This is a genomic window from Streptomyces sp. CAI-85, from assembly GCF_013363615.1.
Lineage (GTDB): Bacteria > Actinomycetota > Actinomycetes > Streptomycetales > Streptomycetaceae > Streptomyces > Streptomyces antibioticus_B.
The window spans coordinates 493,497-515,140 of the sequence record NZ_JAANNX010000002.1 but is presented as its reverse complement, the minus strand read 5'-3'; the positions used below and the strand labels follow the sequence as shown (position 1 = coordinate 515,140).

21 protein-coding genes and 1 tRNA gene are annotated in these 21,644 nt (G+C 70.7%); 12 read left to right on the top strand and 10 right to left on the bottom strand.

Going from position 1 to position 21,644, the window contains the following annotated elements; all coding sequences use genetic code 11:
* Positions 1-29: 29 nt before the first annotated feature.
* A complete protein-coding gene (locus tag G6W55_RS05380) occupies positions 30-1,334 on the bottom strand; it encodes a sensor histidine kinase (RefSeq protein ID WP_175519578.1) in 1,305 nt (434 codons plus the stop codon).
* A 110-nt stretch (positions 1,335-1,444) separates the two neighbouring features.
* Here G6W55_RS05380 and G6W55_RS05375 point away from each other — a divergent pair.
* The 6 genes from G6W55_RS05375 to G6W55_RS05350 all read left to right on the top strand — a co-directional run bounded on the left by G6W55_RS05375 (position 1,445) and on the right by G6W55_RS05350 (position 6,256).
* Positions 1,445-1,517 (top strand) — tRNA-Gln (locus G6W55_RS05375).
* A 125-nt stretch (positions 1,518-1,642) separates the two neighbouring features.
* Positions 1,643-3,091: a bifunctional UDP-N-acetylglucosamine diphosphorylase/glucosamine-1-phosphate N-acetyltransferase GlmU gene (gene glmU, locus G6W55_RS05370; RefSeq protein WP_175519577.1), complete on the top strand. Its 1,449-nt coding sequence runs from the start codon at positions 1,643-1,645 to the stop codon at positions 3,089-3,091.
* 130 nt (positions 3,092-3,221) lie between these two features.
* Positions 3,222-4,196 (top strand): ribose-phosphate diphosphokinase, encoded by a 975-nt coding sequence (locus tag G6W55_RS05365; RefSeq protein ID WP_175519576.1) that lies wholly within the window; start codon positions 3,222-3,224, stop codon positions 4,194-4,196.
* Positions 4,197-4,389: 193 nt separating this feature from the next.
* A complete protein-coding gene (locus tag G6W55_RS05360) occupies positions 4,390-4,986 on the top strand; it encodes a 50S ribosomal protein L25/general stress protein Ctc (RefSeq protein ID WP_030792579.1) in 597 nt (198 codons plus the stop codon).
* An 86-nt stretch (positions 4,987-5,072) separates the two neighbouring features.
* Positions 5,073-5,675 (top strand): aminoacyl-tRNA hydrolase, encoded by a 603-nt coding sequence (pth, locus tag G6W55_RS05355; RefSeq protein WP_175519575.1) that lies wholly within the window; start codon positions 5,073-5,075, stop codon positions 5,673-5,675.
* 53 nt (positions 5,676-5,728) lie between these two features.
* On the top strand, positions 5,729-6,256 hold the full coding sequence (locus G6W55_RS05350) for a hypothetical protein (RefSeq protein WP_175519574.1): 528 nt from the start codon (positions 5,729-5,731) through the stop codon (positions 6,254-6,256).
* A gap of 64 nt (positions 6,257-6,320) precedes the next feature.
* Here G6W55_RS05350 and ppc read toward each other — a convergent pair whose 3' ends face one another.
* Complete coding sequence (gene ppc / locus G6W55_RS05345; protein ID WP_175519573.1) at positions 6,321-9,050, bottom strand: phosphoenolpyruvate carboxylase; 2,730 nt, start codon at positions 9,048-9,050, stop codon at positions 6,321-6,323.
* 302 nt (positions 9,051-9,352) lie between these two features.
* On the opposite strand from ppc, the gene G6W55_RS05340 reads away from it, so the two are divergent.
* Positions 9,353-10,366 (top strand): acyl-CoA desaturase, encoded by a 1,014-nt coding sequence (locus G6W55_RS05340; protein WP_175519572.1) that lies wholly within the window; start codon positions 9,353-9,355, stop codon positions 10,364-10,366.
* A complete protein-coding gene (locus G6W55_RS05335) occupies positions 10,363-11,043 on the top strand; it encodes a TetR/AcrR family transcriptional regulator (protein ID WP_078633738.1) in 681 nt (226 codons plus the stop codon). The genes G6W55_RS05340 and G6W55_RS05335 overlap by 4 nt, the downstream gene beginning before the upstream one ends.
* Positions 11,044-11,121: 78 nt before the next feature.
* Here the strand turns inward: G6W55_RS05335 and G6W55_RS05330 are convergent, their stop codons facing one another.
* Together G6W55_RS05330 and G6W55_RS05325 are read right to left on the bottom strand one after the other, a co-directional pair.
* Complete coding sequence (locus G6W55_RS05330) at positions 11,122-11,295, bottom strand: CsbD family protein (RefSeq protein WP_175519571.1); 174 nt, start codon at positions 11,293-11,295, stop codon at positions 11,122-11,124.
* A gap of 110 nt (positions 11,296-11,405) precedes the next feature.
* Positions 11,406-12,203, bottom strand: a complete 798-nt coding sequence (locus tag G6W55_RS05325) for a trans-aconitate 2-methyltransferase (RefSeq protein ID WP_175519570.1) — start codon at positions 12,201-12,203, stop codon at positions 11,406-11,408.
* A gap of 85 nt (positions 12,204-12,288) precedes the next feature.
* Between G6W55_RS05325 and G6W55_RS05320 the strand changes: the two genes are divergently transcribed.
* Positions 12,289-12,786, top strand: coding sequence for a MarR family winged helix-turn-helix transcriptional regulator (locus G6W55_RS05320; RefSeq protein WP_079661767.1), 498 nt, complete (start codon positions 12,289-12,291; stop codon positions 12,784-12,786).
* Here the strand turns inward: G6W55_RS05320 and G6W55_RS05315 are convergent.
* Entirely contained in the window at positions 12,745-13,512 is a 768-nt protein-coding gene (locus G6W55_RS05315) for a response regulator transcription factor (RefSeq protein WP_030792557.1), read from the bottom strand. The two genes, G6W55_RS05320 and G6W55_RS05315, sit on opposite strands and share 42 nt — an antisense overlap.
* 268 nt (positions 13,513-13,780) lie before the next feature.
* On the opposite strand from G6W55_RS05315, the gene G6W55_RS05310 reads away from it, so the two are divergent.
* Positions 13,781-14,236: an N-acetyltransferase gene (locus tag G6W55_RS05310; RefSeq protein ID WP_175519664.1), complete on the top strand. Its 456-nt coding sequence runs from the start codon at positions 13,781-13,783 to the stop codon at positions 14,234-14,236.
* Positions 14,237-14,245: 9 nt separating this feature from the next.
* On the opposite strand, the gene G6W55_RS05305 is transcribed toward G6W55_RS05310, so the two are convergent.
* The 5 genes from G6W55_RS05305 to galT all read right to left on the bottom strand — a co-directional run bounded on the left by G6W55_RS05305 (position 14,246) and on the right by galT (position 19,335).
* Positions 14,246-14,845: a hypothetical protein gene (locus G6W55_RS05305; protein WP_175519569.1), complete on the bottom strand. Its 600-nt coding sequence runs from the start codon at positions 14,843-14,845 to the stop codon at positions 14,246-14,248.
* A 574-nt stretch (positions 14,846-15,419) separates the two neighbouring features.
* Positions 15,420-16,088, bottom strand: a complete 669-nt coding sequence (locus tag G6W55_RS05300) for a hypothetical protein (RefSeq protein WP_175519568.1) — start codon at positions 16,086-16,088, stop codon at positions 15,420-15,422.
* A gap of 66 nt (positions 16,089-16,154) precedes the next feature.
* Positions 16,155-17,309 (bottom strand): galactokinase, encoded by a 1,155-nt coding sequence (gene galK / locus G6W55_RS05295; protein ID WP_175519567.1) that lies wholly within the window; start codon positions 17,307-17,309, stop codon positions 16,155-16,157.
* The gene (gene galE, locus G6W55_RS05290; RefSeq protein WP_175519566.1) at positions 17,309-18,280 is read right to left on the bottom strand and encodes a UDP-glucose 4-epimerase GalE; all 972 of its coding nucleotides are present in this window, start codon (positions 18,278-18,280) and stop codon (positions 17,309-17,311) included. The genes galK and galE overlap by 1 nt, the downstream gene beginning before the upstream one ends.
* Positions 18,280-19,335, bottom strand: a complete 1,056-nt coding sequence (gene galT, locus G6W55_RS05285) for a galactose-1-phosphate uridylyltransferase (RefSeq protein ID WP_175519565.1) — start codon at positions 19,333-19,335, stop codon at positions 18,280-18,282. The genes galE and galT overlap by 1 nt, the downstream gene beginning before the upstream one ends.
* A 163-nt stretch (positions 19,336-19,498) precedes the next feature.
* Between galT and G6W55_RS05280 the strand changes: the two genes are divergently transcribed.
* Both G6W55_RS05280 and G6W55_RS05275 read left to right on the top strand, forming a co-directional pair.
* Positions 19,499-21,235, top strand: a complete 1,737-nt coding sequence (locus G6W55_RS05280; RefSeq protein WP_244369164.1) for a sodium:solute symporter family protein — start codon at positions 19,499-19,501, stop codon at positions 21,233-21,235.
* Between the two features lie 26 nt (positions 21,236-21,261).
* Positions 21,262-21,642 carry a hypothetical protein gene (locus G6W55_RS05275; RefSeq protein ID WP_244369163.1) on the top strand — a complete coding sequence of 127 codons (381 nt, stop codon included), beginning with the start codon at positions 21,262-21,264 and terminating at the stop codon, positions 21,640-21,642.
* The last annotated feature ends 2 nt before the right edge of the window (positions 21,643-21,644 follow it).

Below are 21,644 nucleotides of genomic sequence, written 5' to 3'. Positions count from 1 at the left end.
CCGAACCGACCGTCTCCCCGCCGGAAGGTTCAGCCCGCCGCCGACGGAATCACCGCCGACACCCGGAAACCCCCCGCGTCCGTCGGACCCGACACGAACACCCCGCCGAGCCCCACCACCCGCTCCTTCATCCCCACCAGGCCGTTGCCGCCCGACGGCAGACCCGCCGAGGACCCCGAACCCCCCTCCGGCGGCGGCTCGTTCTCCACCTGCATCGCGATCTCCGCCACCCGGTGCGCCAGCCGCACATACGTCTTCGCACCCGCCGCGTGCTTGTGGACGTTCGTCAACGCCTCCTGCACCACCCGGTACGCCGTCTGCTCGATCTCCGGCGCGTACGCCCGCACCTCCCCCACCACCGACAGATCCACGACCATCCCCGCGGCCGCCGACTGCCCCACCAGCTCCTCCAGCTCCTCCAGACACGGTCCCTCCGCCTCCTCCACCGCCCGCGACGCCGCGGCCGCCGCGGCCACCCCCACCGCCTCCAGCGGCACCCCCGCCCGCTCCCGCGGACCACCGCTGCGCAGCACCCCGAGCATCTCCCGCAGCTCCGTCAGCGCCTGACGCCCCATGTCCCCCACCAACGCGGCGTTGCGCACCGCCTTCTCCGGGTCCTTCCGCGCCACCGCCTGCAACGCCGCCGCGTGCACCACCATCAGGCTCACACGGTGCGCCACGACGTCGTGCATCTCCCGCGCGATCCGCGTCCGCTCCTCGTTCCGCGCCCACTCGGCCCGTTCCTCCGCACGCTCCGCCAGCAACTGCAACTCGCGCTCCAGGCTGTCCGCCCGCTCCCGCAGACTCTCCATCAGCCGCCGCCGCGCGCCCACGTACAGCCCCAGCAGCACCGGCGGCGCCGTCAGCCCCAGCGAGGTGGCCAGCGCGGCGAACGGGATGAACCAGTCCCCGACCGTCTGATGCCCCTGGTCCATGCCCTGCCGCACCTGCACGAACGTCACGATCAGCGTCCCCACGAGCTGCATCCCCGCCAGCGACGCGATGATCCGGCGCGGCAGCTCCGACGCCGCCAGGGTGTACAGCCCGACGATCCCCATCAGGAACCCCATCTGGGCCGGCGTGATGGCGATCGCCACCAGCACCACCGCGATCGGCCACTGCCGCCGCACCACCAGCACCGACCCGGCGAGCAGCCCGAACACCACCCCCACGGCCACCGGCACCCCCGCGTCCCGCGCGAACGGCACCCCCTCCACCGCGCACTCCACGGCCGACAGCAGCGCCAGCCCGCAGTCGAACACCGCACTACGCCGCCTGCTCCACCACAGCGGCCCTCCCCGGGCCCCCGCAAGCTCTACCCCCGTCGTGGTCATGCCTCCAGCCTACGGGCGCACACCCCGCCTTTTCCGACGAGTTTCACCGCCCGGTCCCCACCGCACCGCTACGGCTCGGGGGCCAGGCTCCGGTATGGTCTGAGGCGCTGTCCCCCGTGGTGTAACTGGCAGCACACTGGTTTTTGGTACCAGCAGGACAAGGTTCGAATCCTTGCGGGGGAGCAACTACGCATACGGCCGCGGTTCGGGCCCTGACAGCATCGTCGGGGCCCGCTCTCATGTCCGCCGTGAAACGCCCCGGTATCCTTCGGATGTCCCACCTCACTCCACAGCCGAAGGGCAACTTCGTGAGCGCCATTCGCCCGGCAGCCGTCGTCGTACTCGCAGCGGGTGAGGGCACCCGTATGAAGTCGGCCACTCCCAAGGTTCTGCACGAGATCTGCGGTCGCAGTCTCGTGGGTCATGTGCTGGCCGCCGCCCGCGAGTTGGAGCCCGAGCACCTGGTCGTGGTGGTCGGGCACGCGCGGGAGCTGGTCGCCGGGCATCTGCGTGAGACCGACAGCGAGGTGCGCACCGCGGTGCAGGCCGAGCAGAACGGCACCGGGCACGCCGTCCGGATGGGGCTGGAGGAGCTGGGGGGCGGGGTCGACGGCACGGTCGTCGTCGTGTGCGGTGACACACCGCTGCTGACCGGGGCCACGCTCGCCGCGCTCGCCGGCACGCACGAGGCCGACGGCAACGCCGTCACCGTGCTGACCGCCGAGGTGCCGGACGCGACCGGTTACGGCCGGATCGTGCGTGACGAGGCGACGGGCGCCGTCACCGCGATCGTCGAGCACAAGGACGCCACCGAGGCCCAGCGCGCGATCCGGGAGATCAACTCCGGGGTGTTCGCGTTCGACGGCGCGCTGCTGGCCGACGCCCTGAAGAAGGTCCGTACGGACAACAGCCAGGGCGAGGAGTACCTGACGGACGTCCTCGGCATTCTGCGCGAGGCCGGTCACCGGGTCGGCGCGTCGGTGGCCGGTGACCACCGGGAGATCGCCGGGATCAACAACCGGGTGCAGTTGAGCGAGGCGCGCCGGATCCTGAACGACCGGCTGCTGACGGCGGCCATGCTGTCGGGTGTGACGGTCGTGGACCCGGCGTCGACGTGGGTGGACGTGACGGTGACGTTCGGGCAGGACGCGATCGTGCAGCCGGGCACGCAGTTGCTCGGGGCCACGCAGATCGGCGAGGGCGCGGAGGTCGGCCCGAACAGCCGGCTGAAGGACACCGTCGTCGGCGCGGGCGCGCGCGTGGACAACACGGTCTCGGACACGGCGCACATCGGCGCGCACGCGACCGTCGGGCCGTTCGCCTATCTGCGTCCGGGGACCCGTCTGGGCGCCAAGGGCAAGATCGGCACGTACGTGGAGACGAAGAACGCCTCGATCGGCGAGGGCACGAAGATCCCGCACCTGTCGTACGTCGGTGACGCGACGATCGGTGACCAGACCAACATCGGCGCGGCGAGCGTGTTCGTGAACTACGACGGTCAGGACAAGCACCACACCACGGTGGGGTCGCACTGCCGCACGGGTTCGGACAACATGTTTGTGGCTCCTGTCACGATCGGGGACGGCGCGTACACCGCGGCCGGCTCCGTGATCACGAAGGACGTGCCGCCCGGTTCGCTGGCCGTGGCCCGTGGCCAGCAGCGGAATATCGAGGGCTGGGTGGCGCGCAAGCGTCCGGGGAGCGCGGCGGCGAAGGCGGCCGAGGCGGCTTCCCGGCCGGGCGATGCCGAGGACTGACCGGAAACAGGCGCGCCGGACACGGCGTACCGTGATAGGTGCACACCCCCCACCGGCCGAGACGGCCCGTCGTGTCCAGCGGCGGGACCGCTCGACACCCCCGTTGAGACACCTCTGAGGAGACAGTGCTGTGACCGGGATCAAGACGACCGGCGAGAAGAAGATGATGTTCTTCTCCGGCCGCGCCCACCCCGAGCTTGCCGAGGAGGTCGCCCACGAGCTGGGTGTCGGGGTCGTCCCGACGAAGGCCTTCGATTTCGCCAACGGTGAGATCTATGTGCGCTACCAGGAGTCGGCGCGTGGTGCGGACTGCTTCCTGATCCAGAGCCACACGGCTCCGATCAACAAGTGGATCATGGAGCAGCTCATCATGATCGACGCGCTGAAGCGCGCGTCGGCGCGGTCGATCACGGTGATCGTGCCGTTCTACGGCTATGCCCGGCAGGACAAGAAGCACCGCGGCCGTGAGCCGATCTCGGCGCGGCTGATCGCGGACCTGATGAAGACGGCGGGTGCGGACCGGATCCTGACGGTGGATCTGCACACGGACCAGATCCAGGGCTTCTTCGACGGCCCGGTGGACCACCTCTTCGCGCTGCCGCTGCTGGCGGACTACGTCGGCCAGAAGGTCGACAAGGAGAAGCTGACGGTGGTGTCGCCGGACGCCGGCCGGGTGCGGGTGGCGGACCGCTGGTGCGACCGGCTGGGCGCGCCGCTGGCGATCGTGCACAAGCGGCGCGACAAGGACGTGGCGAACCAGGTGACGGTCCACGAGGTCGTCGGTGAGGTCAAGGGCCGGGTGTGCGTCCTGGTCGACGACATGATCGACACCGGTGGCACGATCTGCGCGGCCGCGGACGCCCTGTTCGCGCACGGCGCGGAGGACGTGATCGTGACGGCGACGCACGGTGTGCTGTCGGGTCCGGCGGCGGACCGTCTGAAGAACTCGAAGGTGAGCGAGTTCGTGTTCACCAACACGCTGCCGACCCCGGGTGAGCTGGAGGTCGACAAGATCAAGGTGCTGTCGATCGCGCCGACGATCGCGAACGCGGTGCGTGAGGTCTTCGAGGACGGCTCGGTGACCAGCCTGTTCGACGAGCAGTAGGACCTGCTCGGGCCTTCTTCAAGGTCGATTTTTCCGCGGCCTCCCTCACCGTTAGACTGCTCCAGTTGCTCGGCGAGGGAGGCCGTCGTCCGTTTTCTTGACGGATGCGGTGGTCCGTTATCGACGCGCTCTTCGTAGCAGGCCGTTCGTGGCCGGGTGACCAGGTCCGTTTCGCTTTCTACGAGGAGTGATCATGTCCGAGGTAAAGATCTCCGCCGAGACCCGTTCCGAGTTCGGCAAGGGCGCCGCCCGCCGTATCCGCCGTGACAACAAGGTTCCCGGTGTGCTGTACGGCCACGGTTCCGACCCGCTGCACCTGACCCTTCCGGGCCACGAGCTGCTGCTCGCGCTGCGTACGCCGAACGTCCTGATCTCGCTGGACATCGACGGCAAGGCCAACGAGCTGGCGATCCCGAAGTCGGTGCAGCGCGACCCGATCAAGGGTTTCCTGGAGCACGTCGACCTCCAGCTCGTGAAGCGCGGCGAGAAGGTCACGGTCGAGATTCCGGTGCAGGCCGAGGGTGAGCTGGCGGCGGGTGGCAACCTGCTGGAGCACGTCCTGAACGCGCTGCCGGTCGAGACCGAGGCCACGCACATCCCGGAGGCCGTCACGGTGTCCGTGGAGGGTCTGGAGGCCGGTGCCTCGATCCTGGCGAAGGACATCACCCTGCCGTCCGGTACGACGCTGGCCGTCGACGGCGACACGGTCGTCCTCCAGGTCCTGTCCGCGCAGGCCGAGGAGGCCCCGGAGGGCGAGGCCGCCGAGGGCACCGAGGCCGCCGAGGCCTGAGCCGTACGGCTTCCGTAGCGGTACATCGAGGCTCCAGCCGCTGTTTCCCCCGCTCGGGGGGAGCAGCGGCTGCTGCGTAAGGAGACATGCACGTGACGACGGATGCGAACGCCCCGTGGCTCGTCGTGGGCCTGGGGAACCCGGGGCCGGAGTACGCGATGAACCGGCACAACGTGGGGTTCATGGTGGCGGATCTGCTGGCGGAGCGGATCGGCGGCAGGTTCAAGCGGGCCGGCAAGGCGCAGGCGCAGGTGGTGGAGGGGCGGATCGGTCCGCCGGGGCCCGCGAACCGTCGGGTGATCCTGGCGAAGCCGATGTCGTTCATGAACCTGTCGGGGGGTCCGGTGAACGCGCTGCGGGACTTCTACAAGGTGCCGGCGGCCCAGGTGGTGGCGGTGCATGACGAGCTGGACATCGACTACGGGGTGCTGCGGCTGAAGCTGGGCGGCGGGGACAACGGGCACAACGGCCTGAAGTCGATGACGAAGGTGCTGGGTCCCGACTATCACCGGGTGCGGTTCGGGATCGGGCGGCCGCCGGGGCGGATGCAGGTGGCGGACTTCGTGCTGAAGGATTTCGCGTCGGCGGAGCGCAAGGAGCTGGACTACTTCGTGGACCGGGCGGCGGACGCGGTGGAGTGTCTGGTGATCGAGGGTCTGGAGCGGGCGCAAAGCACGTACAACTCGTGATTTGTCGGGTGGCCGCCTCAGGCGGAGGTTGACGATCCGTTCAGGCATGGCCAATGATCCCGGCCATGCCCGCCTCCGCAACGTCCCATCGTCATCGGGCCGCTCCCCGCAAGGGCCGTTTCTCCGTGGTCGCGCTGCGCTTCGGGCGGCTGGCGGTGGCGGGGGCGGTCACCGCGCTGATCCTGCTGGCGGGGGTGTGGGCCTCCTGGGGCACGGCACAGCAGGTGATGCTGACCAAGGGCCGGGAGCAGGGCACGATCGAGGTGACCCGGTGCGGCGCGCGGACGTGTTCGGGGCCGTACACGCCGCTGTCGGCGGGGTCGACGGCGCGGGCGCGGGTGGTGATCGAGAAGTCCGTGGCGGTGCGCAAGGGGCAGACGTACACGGTGGTCGTGAAGCCGGGCGGTACCGAGGTGGTGCGTTCGGGCCCGGCCGGGGTGCTCTACGCGTGGGTGCCGATGGGCGGCGCGCTGCTGCTGGCGTCGGTGGTGGTGGCGGGCGGCCTCGGGCGGTCGCGGGCCGGCTGGGTGCTGGCGGGGTCGGGGGTGGCGCTGATGACGGCGGCGTTCCTGGCGATCTGAGAGACAGGGCAGTGCCCCCGGACGCGCGGCGTCCGGGGGCACTGCCCTGTCGTGGTGCGGTGGGTCAGCCGGTGTTGCGCAGTCCGGCGGCGACGCCGTTGACGGTGAGGAGCAGGGCGCGGGAGAGCAGCGGGTCGGGCTCGGCACCGGCGGCGGCCGCGTCGCGCTGGCGCTTGAGCAGGGTGACCTGGAGGTAGGAGATGGGGTCCAGGTAGGCGTCGCGGATGCTGAAGGTCTGCTTGAGGACGGGGGTGGCGTCCAGCAGTTCGTCCTCACCGGTGATCTTGAGGACTTCGGCGACGGTGAGGGCGTGTTCGGCCTTGATGCGGTCGAAGACGTGCTTGAGGTCGTCGGGGACGAGCGTGTCGACGTAGTGCTGGGCGATCCGCAGGTCGGTCTTGGCGAGGGTCATCTCGACGTTGGAGATGAAGTTGCGGAAGAAGTGCCACTGCCCGTGCATCTCGTCCAGGACGGTGTCGAGACCGGCCTCGCGCAGGGCCTTGAGGCCGGAGCCGACGCCGAACCAGCCGGGGACGATCTGGCGGGACTGGGTCCAGCCGAACACCCACGGGATGGCGCGCAGTCCGTCGAGCGAGACGCCCGAGCCGGGGCGGCGGGCGGGCCGCGAGCCCAGGTGCAGATCGGCGAGCTGGTCGACCGGCGTGGAGGCGAGGAAGTACGTCGGCAGGTCCGGGTCCTCGACGAGTTCGCGGTAGGCGGCGTGGGCGGCGTCGGAGACGACGTCCATCGCGGCGTCCCAGCGGGCGAGGGCCTCGTCGGACTGGCGGGGCGCGGTGTGCAGGGCGGACGCCTGGAGCGTGGCGGCGACCGTCAGCTCCAGGTTCTCCCTGGCCAGGGAGGGGATGAGGTACTTGTCGGAGATGACCTCGCCCTGCTCGGTCACCTTGATCTCGCCCTCCAGGGTGCCCCAGGGCTGGGCGAGGATCGCGTCGTGCGAGGGGCCGCCGCCGCGGCCGACGGTGCCGCCGCGGCCGTGGAAGAGGCGCAGCCGGACGCCGTAGCGGTGGGCGACGTCGCGCAGCCGGCGCTGGGCGCGGTGGATCTCCCACTGGCTGGTGGTGATGCCGCCGAACTTGGAGGAGTCGGAGTAGCCGAGCATGACCTCCTGGACGTCGCCGCGCAGGGCGACGAGCCGCCGGTAGGAGGGGTCGGAGAGCATCTCCTCCAGGATGGTGTCGGCGGCCTTCAGCTCGTCGGTGGTCTCCAGGAGCGGCACGATGCCGATCTTCGCCCAGCCGGCGTGCAGGTCGAGGAGCCCGGCCTCACGGGCGAGGACGACGGCGGCGAAGACGTCGTCGGCGCCCTGGCACATCGAGATGATGTACGACTCGATGACCTCGGGTCCGAAGACCTCCAGGGCGCGCTTGACGGTGAGGAAGACGCCGAGGGTCTTCTCGCCGGCGGCGTCGACGGGGGCCGGGGTGCCGGCCAGCGGGCGCCGGGAGCGCAGTTCCTTGGCGAGCAGCTTGGCGCGGTACTCGCGGGGCATGTCGGCGTACCGCCAGGACTCCTCGCCGAGGCGGTCGAAGAGCTGGCCGAGGGCGTGATGGTGGGCGTCGGCGTGTTCGCGGACGTCCATGGTGGCGAGCTGGAGGCCGAAGGCGGACAGGGTGCGCAGGGTGCGGTTGAGACGGCCGTCCGCGAAGAGCCCGCCGCGGTGGGCGCGCAGGGAGGTCTGGACGAGCGTGAGGTCCTGGAGCAGCTCGCTGGTGCCGAGGTAGTCGCGGCCCTCCTGGTGCGGGGTGCCCTGGGCGAGGCGCTGCTTGGTGTTCTCCAGCTTCTGCCGGATGCAGGTGGCCTTGAGCCGGTAGGGCTCCTCGGCGTTGAGGCGCTTGTAGCGGGGGCTGATCTCGGGCAGCCGTTCGAGGTCGGCCCGGAGGGACTCCAGGAGTTCCTCGGTGGCGCCGGCGTAGCGGATGGAGTTGGAGAGCAGGCCGCGGAGTTCGTCGATCGTCTCCAGGGCGTCGTTGATGCCGTGCTCGTGCTGGAGGATGAGGACGTCCCAGGTCACCTGGGGGGTGACATTGGGGTTGCCGTCGCGGTCGCCGCCGATCCAGGTGCCGAAGGTGAGCGGGCGGGTCTCCTCGGGGAGGTGGACGCCGACGCGCTCCAGTTCGGAGGTGAGGTCCTCCAGGACGTCCCCGACGGCGCCCGCGTGGAGTTCGTCGAGGTAGTAGATGGCGTTGCGGGCCTCGTCGGCGGGCTCGGGGCGGACGACGCGCAGTTCGTCGGTCTGCCACACGAGGTCGATGTTCTCGGCCAGACGGGTGTCCAGGCGCCGGCGGTCGGACTCGATGACCGGGGTCTCCAGGAGCGCGGCGATCCGCCGCAGCTTGTTGAGGACCGAACGGCGGGCGGCCTCGGTGGGGTGCGCGGTGAAGACGGGGCGCACGTTGAGGTTGCGGACCGTGTCGCGGACGTGCTCGGGGTCGGCGTCCTTGAGGCGGTCGGCGGTGCGGGCGAGGAGGCCGCCCTCGGCGGCGCGCCGGGCGCGCAGCTCACGGCCGCGGTGCACCTGCTCGGTGACGTTGGCGAGGTGGAAGTAGGTGGAGAAGGCGCGGACCAGCTTGGCCGCGGTCTCCAGTTCGGTGCCGCGCAGCAGCTCGGCGGCGGCCTCGCCGTCCTCACGGGTCAGGCGGCGGACCTTCTCGACCAGGTCGAGAAGCTCGGGACCCTCCTGCCGGACGAGGGTCTCGCCGAGGAGGTCACCCAGTCGGCGGATGTCGGCACGCAGCTCGGCGCTGGTCGTCGTCTGGTCGTCGGCACTGCTCACAGGTGCGGCTCCTTGCAGTGGTGAAGCTCGTCCGGGAGGAACCCGGACGCCGTCCGCGCGGCGGGCTGCCGCATAGGGCTCGGGCATCCGGGAAGAAAACAGAGCGGACCGCGCTGTCCGACCGTCTCCAAGGATATGTGCCGGGCCGGACGCGCTGACACGGGCTCTTGCCCCCGGACGACGCACTGCCATACTTACGATGCCGTAGGTTACGGAACCGTAGGAAGCGGTACCCGGCCGACTGCGCGAGTGCCGTGACCCGGCGACCCACCCCAGAACCCTCGACCCCACAGGGGACACGCATGACCACGAGCTCCGATGTGATCGACGATTCCCCGGACGCCGATGCGGGCGGCTCCGCGCTGCCCTCCGCCACGCTCGGTGGCGAGCAGAAGCGTTCGCTGGAGCAGATCACCCTTCTGCTCTTCATCACCGTGCCGTTCCTCGCCCTGCTGGCGGCCGTGCCGCTGGCCTGGGGGTGGGGGGTGAGCTGGCTGGACCTCGGTCTGCTGGTCTTCATGTACTTCCTCGGCTGCCACGGCATCACCATCGGCTTCCACCGCTACTTCACGCACGGCTCCTTCAAGGCCAAGCGGCCGCTGCGGATCGCGCTCGCGGTCATGGGGTCGATGGCGGTGGAGGGACCGCTGGTGCGCTGGGTGGCCGACCACCGCAAGCACCACAAGTTCTCCGACGCGGAGGGCGACCCGCACTCGCCGTGGCGGTTCGGGGAGACGATCCCGGCGCTGATGAAGGGCCTGTGGTGGGCGCACATCGCCTGGATGTTCGACGAGGAGCAGACCCCGCAGGAGAAGTACGCGCCGGATCTGATCAAGGACCCGGCGATCCGCGCGGTCTCGCGGCAGTTCATCTTCTGGACCGTGGTGTCGCTGGCGATCCCGCCGCTGGTGGGCGGTCTGGTGACGATGTCGTGGTGGGGCGCGTTCACCGCGTTCTTCTGGGGGTCCCTGGTGCGGGTGGCGCTGCTGCACCACGTCACCTGGTCGATCAACTCGATCTGTCACGCGGTGGGCAAGCGGCCGTTCAAGTCCCGGGACCGTTCGGGCAACGTGTGGTGGCTGGCGATCCTGTCCTGCGGCGAGTCCTGGCACAACCTGCACCACGCGGACCCCACGTCGGCGCGGCACGGCGTGATGCGGGGCCAGTTGGACTCCTCGGCCCGCTTCATCCGCTGGTTCGAACTGGCCGGATGGGCGTACGACGTGCGCTGGCCGTCACGCTCGCGTATCGATTCGCGCCGCAACACGGGTGAGGACGGCTCCCGGCGCCGGAAGGCGACCGCCGACGCGGCATGATGGACGGTGTGGCGACCGATTCCAGCAGCACCCCGAGCAACGAAACGAAGCCCAGACGCGCGCGGCGCACCCGGATGACCGGTGCGGAGCGGCGGCAGCAGTTGCTGGAGATCGGTCGCACCCTGTTCGCCGCGAAGGGGTTCGAGGGCACGTCGGTGGAGGAGATCGCGGCGAAGGCCGGGGTGTCCAAGCCGGTGGTGTACGAGCACTTCGGCGGCAAGGAGGGGCTGTACGCGGTCGTCGTGGACCGTGAGATGCGCCGGCTGCTGGACATGGTCACGTCGTCGCTGACGGCGGGGCATCCGCGGGAGCTGCTCGAACAGGCGGCGTTCGCGCTGCTCGACTACATCGAGGAGTACACGGACGGTTTCCGGATCCTGGTCCGTGACTCCCCCATCCCGCAGTCCACGGGGACGTTCGCCTCGCTGATCTCCGACATCGCGACGCAGGTCGAGGACATCCTGGGCCGCGAGTTCAAGAACCGCGGCTTCGACCCCAAGCTGGCCCCGCTGTACGCGCAGGCGCTGGTCGGGATGGTCGCGCTGACCGGCCAGTGGTGGCTGGACGTGCGCCGCCCGAAGAAGGCGGAGGTCGCCGCGCATCTGGTGAACCTCTCCTGGCACGGCCTGGACGGCCTGGAGGCCAAGCCGCACCTGATAGGGCGCCGTAAGGCGTAGGACGGACGCGCACGCGGCGGGGCCGCGCCCCTTCTTCCCGGGGGCGCGGCCCCGCCGCTTCTGGCTTCTGTGACCCGGTCAGTGCTTGAACACGTCCTTGGTCTTCTCCTTGGCCTGACGGGCGTCGCCCTTCGCCTGCTCGGCGCGGCCCTCGGCCTCCATCTCCTCGTTGCCCACGAGACGGCCGGCCGCTTCCTTCGCCTTGCCCTTGGCCTGCTCCATCTTCGCCTTGGACTTCTGCTCGCCTGCCACTGTCCATCACTCCCAGTCGGGGTTCGCGGGTGGTCTCACCGGGCCGAGTGGCCCGTCCCGCACGCCTCAAACCTCACTGTGGAGCCGGACGTGGTCGACGGCGGTGAGCCTCAGTGCCCCTTCGTGGCGACCGTGAACAGGCGGCGGAACGGGAGGACCGTGCCGTAGGACGTGGCCGGGTAGGCGACGCGGAGGAGGTCGCGGTATTCGGTGACGAAGGTGTTGCGGGCCTCGGGGTCGTCGGCGAGGGCGTCGAGGACGGGGCGCAGGCCGGTGCCCTTGACCCAGTCGAGGGCGGGGTCCTCGCCGAGCAGGACGTGCTGGTACGTGGTGGTCCAGACGTCGGTGACACAGCCGAGGCGGGCCAGGCGGTCGAGGTAGACGCCGGGGGCGTGGACGGAGTCCCGGGGGCGCAGGACGTCACCGAGCCGGGCACGCCAGCGCGGGGAGGCGCCGAGGTCGCGCATCAGGGCGTGCAGGGGCGCGTCGACGTTGTGGGGGACCTGGAAGGCGAAGGTGCCGCCGGGTGCGACACCGTCGAGCCAGGCGGGGAAGGCGTCGAGATGGCCGGGGACCCACTGGAGGGCGGCGTTCGAGACGAGCAGGTCGTACGTCTCGCCGGGCGTCCAGGTGGTGAGGTCGGCGTGCGCGAAGTCGAGGCGGGGGCCGGCGTGCGCGCGGGCGTCTTCGAGCATCCGCGGGGAGTTGTCGTAGCCGGTGACGCGGGCGGTGGGCCAGCGGTCGGCGAGGACGGTGGTGACGTTGCCGGGGCCGCAGCCGAGGTCGCCGATCCGGGGCGGGTCGCCGGGCAGGGCCGGGACGCGGGCGAGGAGGTCGGCGAAGGGACGGGCGCGGTGGCCGGCGTGACGCAGGTACTGGGCGGGGTCCCAGGTGGGGTTGCTCGTCATGCTTCCATCCTTCACCCCCTCTCTCGATATCAAGAGACTCGACATCAAGAGACTTCACGTCGACACAACCACTACACTGATCGTCATGGAGGACGAGGTCGATCGGCTGGTCGCAGCGTGGCGCCGGGAGCGCCCGGACCTCGACGTGGAGCCGCTGGAAGTACTCAGCCGGGTGAGCAGACTGGCCCGGCACCTGGACCGCGCGCGCCGTCTGGCGTTCTCCGAGCATCAGCTCGAACCCTGGGAGTTCGACGTCCTGACCGCGCTGCGGCGCGCGGGCGCCCCCTACCAGCTCTCCCCGGGGCAACTGCTGACACAGACGCTGGTCACCTCGGGCACGATGACGAACCGCATCGACCGGCTCACGAAGAAGGGCCTGGTGGAGCGGCTGCCGGACCCCAGCGACCGGCGCGGTGTGCTGGTCCGGCTCACGGACGACGGCAAGGACCGCGCCGACCAGGCGCTCGCCGGACTGCTCGACCAGGAGCGGGCGATCCTGGCCGAGCTGTCCCACGCCCAGCGCGGTGAACTGGCGGCGCTGCTACGCCAGTTGACCGCCCCGTTCGACAACATCCCCGGTTAGGTCCACGGGTCCCACCCCGGCCCGGCGGGCCAGCGCGACCGCGGCGAGCGTCGAGTGGACGCCGAGTTTGCCGAGGACGTTCTGCATATGGGTGCGGACGGTGTGCGGGGAGAGGAACAGCCGCTCGGCGACGGCCTTGCGGCCCAGCCCGGCGACCATGCAGCGCAGCACCTCCCGTTCCCTCGGCGTGAGGGACTCCACCAGCCGCTCGCTCTCGGTGCGGTGCTTGCGGGCGGCCGTCAGCTCCCGCAGCACCCCGGTGAGCAGGGCGGGCGGCAGATGCGTCTCCTCGCGCAGCACCCCGCGGATGACGGTGAGCAGCCGCGACAGCGAGCAGTCCTTCGCCACCCAGCCGGAGGCACCGGCCTGGAGGGCGAGGGCCGCGCGGCGCGGATCGTCCTTCTCGGCGAGGACGACGATCCGGATGTGGGGCTGCGCGCCCCGCACTCCGGCGACGAGCGAGATCCCGTCGACCGGCCCGTCCTCCCCGACCTCCTGCACGGGCACCGCCGGCCGTAAGCCGGGCAGGCCGGCGCCGAGATCGGCGTCGACGAGCAGCACGTCGTAGCGGCGCCCCTCGGCGGCCGCGCGCTCCAGCGAACGCAGTGCCGCCGGGCCGCTGCCGGCCGCGGAGACGTCCACGTCCGGCTCGGCGGCCAGCGCCGCGGCGAGCGACTCGGCGAAGATACGGTGGTCGTCGACGACCAGGACTCGGATGCGAACCACGAAACCCCCTTCCCCAAGCTCCTTGTCAGAGCAGGGGATACCCCAAGTTCCGGAGACGGAGAACGACAACCTGCGCGGGTACGACGCCCGGAGAGGATGCCGATGCCGCACGGCCGCCGCCGTGCAGAGACTGCTACCCCCACCGCGGGCGTCGTACCCGGCTGTCTCGCCCCCTGATCGGCACCGGCCCCCACCGGCGCTGTTCACAGGGTAGGGCTGCGGGCGGGCGGCGGTAGGCGAATTGCGGAACTGGTTGGCCAGCGCGTTTATGGTGTGCTGCATGTTCCGTATGGAGACAGAAGTCGACAGGGCGCGGCGCGATCTTCTTCGTTCCCGGCTTCTCGACGCCAACACGGCGGCCTCCCCGGTCCTGCGTGCCCTGCGCGGTACGCCGGCGGAGCGGGAGGCGCCGCTGCACGTGTGGGCGTCGGACGCCGGGGGCGCCCTGGCGGGCGGACTGGTCGGCCACACGTGGGCGGGCTGGCTGCACGTCACCTACCTGTGGGTCGACGAACGGCACCGCGGGGCGGGGCTCGGCGCCCGGCTCCTCGCGGAGGCGGAGCGGGTGGCCCGCGAGGACCGGGACTGCCGTCATGCCCGCCTGGAGACCTGGGACTTCCAGGCCCCCGGCTTCTACCGCAAGCAGGGGTACGAGGTGGCCTGCGTCATCGAGGACTACCCGCCGGGCCTGACCGAGTACACGCTGACCAAACGGCTGGGCTGAGCGGGGAGTTCAGAGCAGCCCGGCGCTCTCGACGACGGCGTCGGCCTCCCGCGCCTCCTCGGTCCCGGCGGGGTGGACCACACCGAGCAGGAACGCGGAGCGGCTGTCGTCCACGGAGACGAGCGTGAGCCGCAGATGGCCCTCGCCGCCCGTCTCCTTGTCGGTCGTCCTCAGTACGACGGTGTGGGCGGGCCGCCCGCCGACCTCGACGGCACGGGACTCCTCGACGCGCGAGGTGCCGTCCGGGTAGAAGAACTCGGCGTTGGACCGGGCCGCGCTCTCGGCCCGGGCCCGCAACCCGTCCCGCGTCACGGCCTCCCCCTTCCCGGCCAGCACGATACTGCCGCCCTCCGCGTCCATACGCCGTGTGACGGAGGAGGTGAACCCGGGAATCAGCCCCTCCTCGTCCCCGGCGGTCCACCCTTCGGGAACCCCGTACGAAACCCCGGCAACGGCGTCCGACACCCTCGGCCGCCCCTCCAGCGGGCGAACATCACGGGCAGCGGACGGGGACACCCGCGACCGCGCCTCGTCCACCGCCCCGCCGTCCCGAGCACTGGCCCGCCACGCGGTGAACCCACCGGCGGCCAGCAGAACCGAAACGGCCACGAGAAGAACGACCCTCCTCCGAGCCCCCCGACCGGCGGGAGACTGCGGGGAAGATTCTGCGGAAGGCATCGAATGCGTCATGCCCCCACCCTCCCGCCCCCAACTCCCGCTTCCCTGAGCACGCGTACTCAGTCAGCTACTCAACATCGCGGAGGCTCGGGAGGCATCGGAGGGTAGGCAGGCCGCGGCGGAACGGGCCGCCGCATCCCGACCGGCGGAGGCGGAGGGGGTCCGTCCGGCACCCTGAACCTGGGCCGGGGCGGGGCGGGCGGCCCGACCGGGGGGCGGCGCGGACGGTGGCGGAGGCGGCACGTCCGGCGCCCCCGACACCACCGGCCCCCCGGCCCCCCGGCCCGCAACCGCGCGACAGCCTCCTCGGCCCGACGCCGGGCCCGGGGATCGTCGTCCCGCTCGAACCGCATCCGGACGCCGACGTAGGGACCGTAGTTGTCGACGCCGACGAGCCGGTAGCCGAGAGCACGGCCGATCTCCTCGACCCGACCCAGTCCAGCCTGCCCCACCATCAACGCGACCCGCCCCCGCCCGTCGAACTCCGTGACGATCTCCTCGTCCGTCACGGGCTCTCCTCGTAGCGCGGCAGTTCCGCGGGCAGGTCCCGTCCCTTTCCACACTCGGCCAACTCGTAGGTGTGCCGGCTCATCCGGTACGCGACATCGGTCAGGATCTGCCGCAGTTCCGCGCCCGTCACCCTGCTGTCGTCGCTGACGCTGAACTCGGTGACAACGCCGTACTCCGCGGAGGCGTTGTACGAAGGAACACTGGGCGGCTCACACGGCACGTACACCCTGGCACTGCGGGACGCGAGTTTCGCCACGGCCTCGATGCCCCCGTCCGCGGAGACATGGGCGACCCTGTCGCCACTCCCGCTTCCCCGAGAGCTCTTGAGCCACTTCTCCCTTGAGACGGGCAGCACTTGCGCACGACCGTCGAGGTAGGACCCCTCACTCGTGTTGACGTGGCAGTAGAAGGCGAGGTCGGGTCCGGCGCCCTGAACACGGGACCCTGCGTCCGCCGCGCGCGCCTGCGGCAGCACCCGGGTGACCGTGCCCCGCTCGAGCGTGCCGTCGCACATGTCCCCAGGGAGCAGATGGAGCCCCTTGACGAAGAAGATCCACGTCCCACCGCCCAGGAGGCACACCAACGCCAGGCCGGCAGCGAATCCCTTCGCGCTCGCCCGCGTCGCAGCCCGCCGCTCCCTGATCCGACCGACGCCGTCAGCCACCCCGGCCCTCCCCCATGTCCGTACGACCGCCCCGCACCCTACCGACCGGCGCGGGGCAGTCCGGGGTCAGGAAACCCGGTGTGCCCCCTGGGACGGGACCGCTTCGAAGACTCGGGGGGCCGTGAAGTCCGCTGTGGCGAAGGCTTCCTCGATCGTCTTGGTGAGGGTTTCCGCGTCGGCCGCTGTCGTGAGGACGATCGCCGAGCCTCCGAAGCCGCCGCCCGTCATTCGGGCGCCGAGGGCTCCCGCGGTCACCGCCGTGTCGACGACCAGGTCGAGTTCGGGGCAGGAGACGCGGAAGTCGTCGCGGAGGGAGGCGTGGCCCTCGGTGAGGACCGGGCCGATGGCGCGGGGGTCGCCGGATTCGAGGAGGGAGACCACCCGTTCGACGCGGGCGTCCTCCGTGACCACGTGGCGGACGAGGCGGCGGACCTCCTCCTCGTCGCCGAGGCGGGCCAGTGCCGCGTCCAGGTCGGCGAACGGGATGTCCCGCAGCGCGTCGACGCCGAGGAGCGCCGCGCCCTTCTCGCAGCCGGCCCGGCGCTTGCCGTACTCGCCGCTGCTGTGGGCGTGCTTGACCTGGGTGTCGACGACCAGCAGCCGCAGGCCCTCGGCGGCGAGGTCGAAGGGGATCTGCTTCTGGGAGAGGTCCCGGGTGTCGAGGAACAGCGCGTGGCCGGCCTCGCAGCAGGCGGACGCCGTCTGGTCCATGATGCCGGTGGGCGCGCCCACGTAGACGTTCTCCGCGCGCTGGCAGAGGCGGGCGAGCTGCCAGCGTGCGAGCCCGAGGCCGTACAGGTCGTTCAGCGCGAGCGCGACGACGACCTCCAGGGCCGCCGAGGAGGACAGCCCCGCGCCGGTCGGCACGGTCGAGGCCAGATGGACGTCCGCGCCGGTGATCGGGTGCCCGGCCTCGCGCAGCGCCCAGACGACCCCCGCCGGGTACGCCGTCCAGTCGTCGTCGGAGCCCGGGGCGAGCGCGGCCACGTCGAGTTCCGCGACGCCGCCCTCGACGTCGGCCGAGTGCAGCCGCAGTCTGCCGTCCGTGCGCCGGGACACGGCCGCGAGCGCGGTGTGCGGCAGCGCGAACGGCATCACGAAGCCGTCGTTGTAGTCGGTGTGCTCGCCGATGAGGTTGACGCGGCCGGGCGCCGCCCAGACCCCGTCGGGTTCCGTGCCGTAGAGCGCCTTGAAGGCGTCCCGGACCTGCTGTGCCCCCACTACTGCTCCTTCGCGATGTACTGCGCGAACTCCCAGGCGTCCGCGACGATTCCGGCGAGGTCCGCGCGGGTCGGGTTCCAGCCGAGCCGCTCGCGGGCGGTGGCCGCCGAGGCGACCAGGACGGCCGGGTCGCCGCCCCGGCGCGGGGCCAGGACCTCGGGGATCGGGTGCCCGGTGACCTTGCGGACGGTCTCGACGACCTCGCGGACCGAGAAGCCGTTGCCGTTGCCCAGGTTGCAGATCAGGTGCTCGCCGGGGGCCGCCGCGGCGAGGGCGAGCAGATGGGCCTCGGCGAGGTCGGCGACATGGATGTAGTCGCGCACGCAGGTGCCGTCCGGCGTCGGATAGTCGTCGCCGAAGACGGAGACGGCCTCGCGGCGGCCCTGCGCGACCTGGAGGACGAGCGGGATGAGGTGCGACTCGGGGTCGTGCCGCTCGCCCTGGGTGCCGTACGCCCCGGCCACGTTGAAGTAGCGCAGCGAGACCGCGGCGAGGCCGTGCGCCGCGGCCTCTCCGGTGATCATATGGTCGACGGCGAGCTTGGTGGCGCCGTAGGGGTTGGTGGGGCTGGTCCGCGTGGTCTCCACGATCGGGACCTGCTCCGGCTCGCCGTAGGTCGCGGCGGTGGAGGAGAACACCAGCCGGCGCACGCCCGCCTCGCGCATGGCGGCGAGCAGGGCCATCGACCCGCCGACGTTGTTCTCCCAGTACTTCTCCGGCTTGGTGACGGACTCGCCGACCTGCGAGGACGCGGCGAAGTGGAGCACACCGTCGAAGGAGGCGTCGAGCCACTTGCCCGCGTCGCGGATGTCGCCCTCGACGAAGGCGGCGCCGGCCGGGACGCCCTCGCGGAAGCCGGTGGAGAGGTTGTCGAGGACGACGACCTCGTGCCCCGCCTCCAGCAGGTGCTGGGCGACCACCCCGCCGACATACCCCGCACCACCCGTGACCAGATACTTTCCGCTGCTCATCAGCTCGCCACCTCTCGCAGTCGCTCGGCCGCGCGCTCCGGCGGCACGTCGTTGATGAACACGCTCATGCCGGATTCGGAACCCGCGAGGAACTTCAGCTTGCCGGACGTCCGGCGGACGGTGAAAAGCTCCAGATGGAGCGCGAAGTCGTCGCGGTTGACGCCCTCGAACTCCTCCAGCCGGAACGGCGCCTGGTGCCAGGCGGCGATGTACGGCGTCGGCGGCTCACCCTCACCGAAGATACGGTCGAAGCGCCTCAAGAGTTCCAGGTAGACCTGGGGGAACTCTGTGCGCGCGGCCTCGTCCAGCGCCAGCAGATCGGGCACGCGCCGCTTGGGGTACAGGTGCACCTCGTACGGCCAGTGCGCCGCCCAGGGCACGAAGGCCGCCCAGTGTTCACTCTCCAGGACGACCCGCTCACCGGCGAGTTCACGCTCCAGGACGGCGTCGAAGAGGTTCTCCCCGCCGGTCGCCTCCTTGTGGGCCGCGAGCGAACGCAGCATCAGCGCGGTGCGCGGCGTGGTGAACGGGTAGGCGTAGATCTGCCCGTGCGGGTGACCCAGTGTCACACCGATCTCGGCGCCCCGGTTCTCGAAGCAGAACACCTGATCGACGGAGGGCAGATGCGACAGCTCGGACGTGCGGTCCGTCCACGCGTCCAGGACGAGCCGTGCCTGCGCCTCGGTCAGATCGGCGAAGGACGCGTCGTGGTCGGAGGTGAAACAGACCACCTCGCACCGCCCGGAGTCGCCGGCCAGCGAGGGGAAACGATTCTCGAACACGACGACGTCGTACGAGGAGTCCGGGATCTCGCTCAGCCGGTCGCCCTGGGAGGGGCACAGCGGGCATTCGTCGGCCGGCGGGTGGTAGGTGCGCCCCTGCCGGTGGGAGGCGATCGCCACGGAGTCGCCGAGCAGCGGGTCCCGGCGTACCTCCGAAGTGGTGACGGTGCGGTCCAGGGGACGGCGGTCCACCGCGTCGCGCACCGAGTCGTCCCGCTGGTCGTAGTAGATGAGCTCACGACCGTCGGCCAAGCGGGTCGAGGTCTTCTTCACCGCGACTCTCCATCCGTACACCGATCGATATCGACATTGCCGGTCAGTCTTCAGACAAGTCTTCAAACAAATCTTCAAACAGAACCGAACACATCAAACCACAAACCCCCACGGTAGTCACCATCACAACCGAACAAAGACCACCAGACAAGGTTGGCTCCGGATGCACACCCCCACATATGCCCCCACATATGCCGCCACGCCCGGCCAGGTGCACGGCCCCGCGCACGCCCTGGACCTGGCGGCCGAGCTGCGACTCCCCACGAACGCACTCGACTACACGATCCTCGGCATCTACTTTGTCGTCGTCCTGGGCATCGGCTTCGCCGCCCGCCGGTCGGTGAAGACCAGCCTCGACTTCTTCCTCTCCGGGCGGTCGCTGCCCGCCTGGATCACCGGCCTGGCCTTCATCTCGGCCAACCTGGCGGCCACCGAGATCCTCGGCATGGCCGCGAACAGCGCGCAGTACGGCGCGTACACCGTCCACTGGTACTGGATCGGCGCCATCCCGGCCATGGTCTTCCTGGGCCTGGTGATGATGCCCTTCTACTACGGCAGCAAGGTCCGCTCGGTCCCCGAGTTCCTGCTGCTGCGCTTCGACAAGGGCGCGCATCTGCTCAGCTCGCTGCTGTTCGCCTTCGCGGCCATCCTGATCGCGGGCGTCAACCTGTACGCGCTGGCGATCGTCGTCGAGGCGCTGCTGGGCTGGCCGCAGTGGGTCGCGATCGTGGTCGCCGGGTTCTTCGTCCTGGCGTACATCACGCTGGGCGGTCTGTCCTCGGCGATCTACAACGAGGTGCTCCAGTTCTTCGTGATCCTGGCGGCGCTGATCCCGCTGACCGTGCTCGGTCTGAAGAAGGTCGACGGCTGGGGCGGTCTGACGGACTCCCTGACCGCCTCGCACGGCGACGACTTCGTGACCGCCTGGGGCGGCACGGGCATCGGCAGCGACAACCCGCTCGGCGCGAACTGGCTGACGATCGTGCTCGGCCTCGGATTCGTGCTGTCCTTCGGCTACTGGACGACGAACTTCGCCGAGGTGCAGCGCGCCCTGTCCGCCAAGAACCTCTCGGCGGCCCAGCGGACGCCGCTCATCGCCGCGTACCCGAAGATCTTCATCGTCTTCCTGGTGATGATCCCGGGCCTGGTCGCCGCGGTGCTGGTCCCGAAGATCGGCACGTCCGGCTCGGACCTCCAGTACAACGACGCGATCCCCTACCTGATGCAGGAGCTGCTGCCGAACGGCGTGCTGGGCATCGCGGTGACGGGCCTGCTCGCGGCGTTCATGGCGGGCATGGCGGCGAACATCTCGTCCTTCAACACGGTGTTCACCACCGACATCTGGGCGAAGTACGTGGTGCTGGGGCGCGAGGACGCCTACTACGTCCGCTTCGGCCGGCTGATCACCGCGATCGGCGTGATGGCGTCGATCGGCACGGCGTTCCTCGCCTCCTCCTTCTCCAACATCATGAGCTACCTCCAGACGCTGTTCTCCTTCTTCAACGTGCCGATGTTCGTCGTCTTCATCGTCGGCATGTTCTGGAAGCGGGCGTCGATGAAATCCGGCTTCTGGGGGCTGCTGGCCGGCACCACGGCCGCGATGATCAACTACTTCGTCCTCTACAAGCAGGACGTCATCGGCATCCCCACCGACCAGGGCGCGAACTTCGTCTCCGCGATCGCCGGGTTCGTGGCGGGCGCGGTGGTGATGGTGGCGGTGTCGCTGTTCACCGCGCCGAAGCCGGAGGAGGAGCTCCAGGGCCTGGTCTACGGCACGGTCTCCCCCGGCATGGCCGAGCCGCCGGCGGCGGGCGACGACGCCTGGTACCGCAAGCCGGCCCTGCTGGGCTGGGGCGCCGTGATCCTGGCCGCCGCCTGCTACATCCCGTTCTCGTTCTGACCCGGCCGCGGGAGACTGGAGAGACCATGTCCGAGCAATTCGACCCCGCCGACCGCCCCGACTCCGACGAGGCGGCCGAGCGGCTGCGGCGCGCGGGGTACTCCGAGGCGGACGTCCAGCGCGAGGTCACCGAGCTGGAGCAGAAGTCCGAGACCGCGGCCCGCATCTTCGACCTGCGGCGCATCATCGGCGGCCTGTTCGTCCTGTACGGCGTCATCCTCACGATCACCGGTCTGACCGACAGCGACGCGGAGATCGACAAGGCGCAGGGCATCAACATCAACCTGTGGACCGGCCTGGGCATGCTGGCCCTCGGCCTGTTCTTCCTGGCCTGGCTGTGGCTGCGCCCGACGTCGCACCCGACGCCGTCGCTGCCGGCGGAGACGCTGGAGAAGGACGAACAGTAGGG

Excerpts from the sequence above, each read along its gene's own strand:
- G6W55_RS05280 (WP_244369164.1), top strand. The coding sequence starts at position 19,499 with ATGCACACCCCCACATATGCCCCCACATATGCCGCCACGCCCGGCCAG.
- G6W55_RS05275 (WP_244369163.1), top strand. The coding sequence starts at position 21,262 with ATGTCCGAGCAATTCGACCCCGCCGACCGCCCCGACTCCGACGAGGCG.
- G6W55_RS05340 (WP_175519572.1), top strand. The coding sequence starts at position 9,353 with ATGACCACGAGCTCCGATGTGATCGACGATTCCCCGGACGCCGATGCG.
- galE (WP_175519566.1), bottom strand. The coding sequence starts at position 18,280 with ATGAGCAGCGGAAAGTATCTGGTCACGGGTGGTGCGGGGTATGTCGGC.
- G6W55_RS05380 (WP_175519578.1), bottom strand. The coding sequence starts at position 1,334 with ATGACCACGACGGGGGTAGAGCTTGCGGGGGCCCGGGGAGGGCCGCTG.
- G6W55_RS05325 (WP_175519570.1), bottom strand. The coding sequence starts at position 12,203 with ATGACGAGCAACCCCACCTGGGACCCCGCCCAGTACCTGCGTCACGCC.
- G6W55_RS05350 (WP_175519574.1), top strand. The coding sequence starts at position 5,729 with ATGATCCCGGCCATGCCCGCCTCCGCAACGTCCCATCGTCATCGGGCC.
- pth (WP_175519575.1), top strand. The coding sequence starts at position 5,073 with ATGCACGTGACGACGGATGCGAACGCCCCGTGGCTCGTCGTGGGCCTG.
- G6W55_RS05360 (WP_030792579.1), top strand. The coding sequence starts at position 4,390 with ATGTCCGAGGTAAAGATCTCCGCCGAGACCCGTTCCGAGTTCGGCAAG.
- G6W55_RS05335 (WP_078633738.1), top strand. The coding sequence starts at position 10,363 with ATGATGGACGGTGTGGCGACCGATTCCAGCAGCACCCCGAGCAACGAA.
- G6W55_RS05320 (WP_079661767.1), top strand. The coding sequence starts at position 12,289 with ATGGAGGACGAGGTCGATCGGCTGGTCGCAGCGTGGCGCCGGGAGCGC.
- G6W55_RS05310 (WP_175519664.1), top strand. The coding sequence starts at position 13,781 with ATGGTGTGCTGCATGTTCCGTATGGAGACAGAAGTCGACAGGGCGCGG.